The sequence below is a fragment of the Saccharomonospora iraqiensis subsp. iraqiensis genome (genome assembly GCF_000430445.1).
Taxonomy (GTDB): domain Bacteria; phylum Actinomycetota; class Actinomycetes; order Mycobacteriales; family Pseudonocardiaceae; genus Saccharomonospora; species Saccharomonospora iraqiensis.
In genome coordinates this window covers 1-3,086 of the sequence record NZ_KE387079.1, presented here as the reverse complement: position 1 = coordinate 3,086, position 3,086 = coordinate 1, and the positions used below count along the sequence as shown (strand labels likewise).

4 protein-coding genes are annotated in these 3,086 nt (G+C 72.6%); all 4 read left to right on the top strand.

Annotated features, from left to right (window positions below; all coding sequences use genetic code 11):
- Positions 1-446: RibD family protein (locus ACTIR_RS26450; RefSeq protein ID WP_034239150.1), on the top strand; the 446-nt coding region annotated here is incomplete at its 5' end.
- Positions 447-1,073, top strand: coding sequence for a riboflavin synthase (locus ACTIR_RS0108760; protein WP_026453977.1), 627 nt, complete (start codon positions 447-449; stop codon positions 1,071-1,073). It begins immediately after the preceding gene.
- A 2-nt stretch (positions 1,074-1,075) separates the two neighbouring features.
- Positions 1,076-2,368 (top strand): bifunctional 3,4-dihydroxy-2-butanone-4-phosphate synthase/GTP cyclohydrolase II, encoded by a 1,293-nt coding sequence (locus ACTIR_RS0108755; RefSeq protein ID WP_026453976.1) that lies wholly within the window; start codon positions 1,076-1,078, stop codon positions 2,366-2,368.
- Positions 2,369-2,448: 80 nt separating this feature from the next.
- Positions 2,449-2,955 carry a 6,7-dimethyl-8-ribityllumazine synthase gene (gene ribH, locus ACTIR_RS0108750; RefSeq protein WP_007027121.1) on the top strand — a complete coding sequence of 169 codons (507 nt, stop codon included), beginning with the start codon at positions 2,449-2,451 and terminating at the stop codon, positions 2,953-2,955.
- Positions 2,956-3,086: the final 131 nt, after the last annotated feature.

Genomic DNA, 3,086 nt, shown 5'->3' with positions numbered 1-3,086 from the left:
GCACCGGCACCGTACTCGCCGACGACCCACGGCTGACCGTGCGCGGCGCCGACGGCACCCCCGTCGGACGTCAGCCGCTCCGGGTGGTCGTGGGCACCCGGGAGATCCCGTCGGAGGCGGCGGTGCGGGACTCCTCGGCGGAGACGTTGCGGGTCCGTTCCCGCGACCCGGACGAGGTGCTGGCCGCCCTGGACGCGCGGGGGATCGTGGACGTGCTGCTGGAGGGCGGGCCCGCCCTGGCGGGCGCGTTCGTCGCCGCGCACCGGGTGGACCGGATCGTCGCCTTCGTCGCCCCGGTGTTGCTGGGCGCCGGGCCCGCGGCCCTGGGGGATGCGGGAGTGTCAACGATCACCGAGGCACACCGTTGGCGGGTCGAACGGGCCACCATGAGCGGTGAGGACGTGCGGATCTCCGCCGTCCCGGTCACGGGCGAGGGAGGCGACTAGGTGTTCACCGGCATTGTGGAGGAGCTCGGCGAGGTCACGCGGGTGCGGCAGGAGCCGCACGGCAGCCGCGTCACCGTCCGCGGGCCCGTGGTCACACAGGACGCGGGACACGGCGACTCGATCGCCGTGAACGGGGTGTGCCTGACGGTGGTCGAGGTCTCCGCCGACGAGTTCACCGTGGACGTGGTGCCGGAGACCCTGGAGCGCACCAGCCTGCACGGGATCGGGCCGGGCAGGCTGGTCAACCTCGAACGGGCGATGGCGGCGAGCGACCGGTTCGGTGGGCACATCGTGCAGGGGCACGTGGACGGCACCGGCACGTTCCTGTCCCGCGACCCGGACGGGCTCACCCAGTTCGCCTTCCCGCCCGAACTCGCCCGCTACGTCGTGGAGAAGGGGTCGATCGCCGTCGACGGGATCTCGCTGACCGTGGCCGGTGTCACGGACGAGGAGTTCACCGTCGCGCTGATCCCCACCACGCTGCGGGCCACCACACTCGGCCGGAACGAGCCGGGCGAGGCGGTCAACCTGGAGGTGGACGTGCTCGCGAAGTATGTGGAGCGACTGGCCGCCGTCCACCTTCCGGGGGATACGGTGGGGAGTGGCGTGGGCAAGGAGGACGCGTGACCATGACTGAGGCCGGTCCCGCACCGGACATCGACCTGATCGAGGCGGCGATCGACGACATCGCGAACGGTCGTCCGGTGGTCGTGGTCGACGACGAGGACCGCGAGAACGAGGGCGACCTGATCTTCGCGGCCGAGAAGGCCACCCCCGAACTGCTCGCCTTCATGGTGCGCTACACCTCGGGCTACATCTGCGCCTCGCTCACCGGCGCGGACTGCGACCGGCTCGACCTGCCGCCGATGTTCCACACCAACCAGGACATGCGCGGCACCGCGTACACGGTCACGGTGGACGCGGCCGAGGGGATCGGCACCGGCATCTCCGCCGCCGACCGCAGCCACACCATCAACCTGCTCGCCGACCCGAAGTCGCAGCCGTCCGACTTCCGCAGGCCCGGGCACGTCGTGCCGCTGCGGGCCAAGGACGGCGGGGTGCTGCGCAGGCCGGGGCACACCGAGGCCGCGGTGGACCTGGCGCGGATGGCCGGGCTCGCCCCGGCCGGGGTGCTGTGCGAGATCGTGTCGCAGAAGAACGAGGGCGACATGGCCCTGCGGGACGAGCTGGAGGTCTTCGCCGCCGACCACGAACTCAAGCTCATAACCATCGCCGACCTGATCGCCTACCGCAGGCGCAAGGAGAAGCAGGTCGAGCGCGTGGCCGAGGCCCGTGTCCCGCTCGCGGCGGGGACCTTCCGCGCGATCGGGTACGACAGCCTGCTGGACGGGATCGAACACATCGCCTTTGTGTACGGCGACATCGGCGACGGCGAGGACATCCTGGTGCGGGCCCACTCCGAGTGCCTGACCGGCGACGTGTTCGGGTCGCTGCGGTGCGACTGCGGCCCGCAGCTGGAGGCGGCGTTGCGGGCGGTGGCCGCCGAGGGACGCGGCGTCGTGCTCTACATCCGGGGACACGAGGGCCGTGGGATCGGCCTGCTGCACAAGTTGCAGGCGTACCAGCTGCAGGACTCCGGGGCCGACACGGTGGACGCCAATCTGGAGCTGGGGGTGCCCGCCGACGCCCGCGACTACGGCACGGGGGCGCAGATTTTGTCCGACCTCGGGGTGCGGTCGATGCGGCTGCTGACGAACAACCCCGCGAAGCGGGTCGGGATCGAGGCGTACGGCCTGCGGGTCACCGGGCGGGAGCCGTTGCCGACCTCGCCCAACCCGGAGAACCTGCGGTACCTGCGGACCAAGCGTGACAGGATGGGACACGACCTGTCCGAGCTGGAACACCTCGACGAGGTCGGCGCCGAGGTGACCGAGCACCGCGACGGTGCGGACCCGGTGTGACCGGGTGCCGGGGCCGGACGGGCCCCGGGCCGACCGGCCGGGGGGACTGACTGGACGACCGGAGACGACGGGACACCGGGATGAGTGGAGAAGGACGTCCCGACACGGGGCAGGACCTGAGCCAGTGCGCGAACCTGCGCCTGGGGATCGTGGCGACCCGGTGGCACACCCGGATCACCGACAGTTTGGTGGAATCCGCGCTGCGGGCCGTGCGGGACGTGCCGCTGGCCGACGAGCCGACGGTGCTGCGCGTGTCCGGTGCGGTGGAGCTGCCGGTCGTGGCGCAGGCGCTGGCGCGGGGGCACGATGCGGTCGTGGCCCTCGGCGTGGTGATCCGCGGCGGGACACCGCACTTCGACTACGTGTGCGACTCGGTGACCGCGGGGCTGACCCGCGTCGCCCTCGACGAGGGCACCCCGGTCGGTAACGGGGTGCTGACCTGCGACACCGAGGAACAGGCGTTGGCGCGGGCGGGCCTGCCGGAGTCGACCGAGGACAAGGGGCACGAGGCGGTCGAGGCGGCGTTGACCACCGCGCACGTGCTGCGCGGGCTGCGCCAGCCGTGGACGGAACAGGGGTTCGTGTGACCGCGGGGGACGGCGAAGGGACGGAACCGGTGCGGGAGACGGTGCGGGCGCAGGACGCCGCCGACGGCGGCCCGGAATCCACGGGCGACGGGTCGGCCGGACGGGCCGACGGGTCGTCCGACGGGCCGGCC

Coding starts and splice junctions, on each gene's coding strand:
- ACTIR_RS0108755 (WP_026453976.1), top strand. CDS start 1,076: ATGACTGAGGCCGGTCCCGCACCGGACATCGACCTGATCGAGGCGGCG.
- ribH (WP_007027121.1), top strand. CDS start 2,449: ATGAGTGGAGAAGGACGTCCCGACACGGGGCAGGACCTGAGCCAGTGC.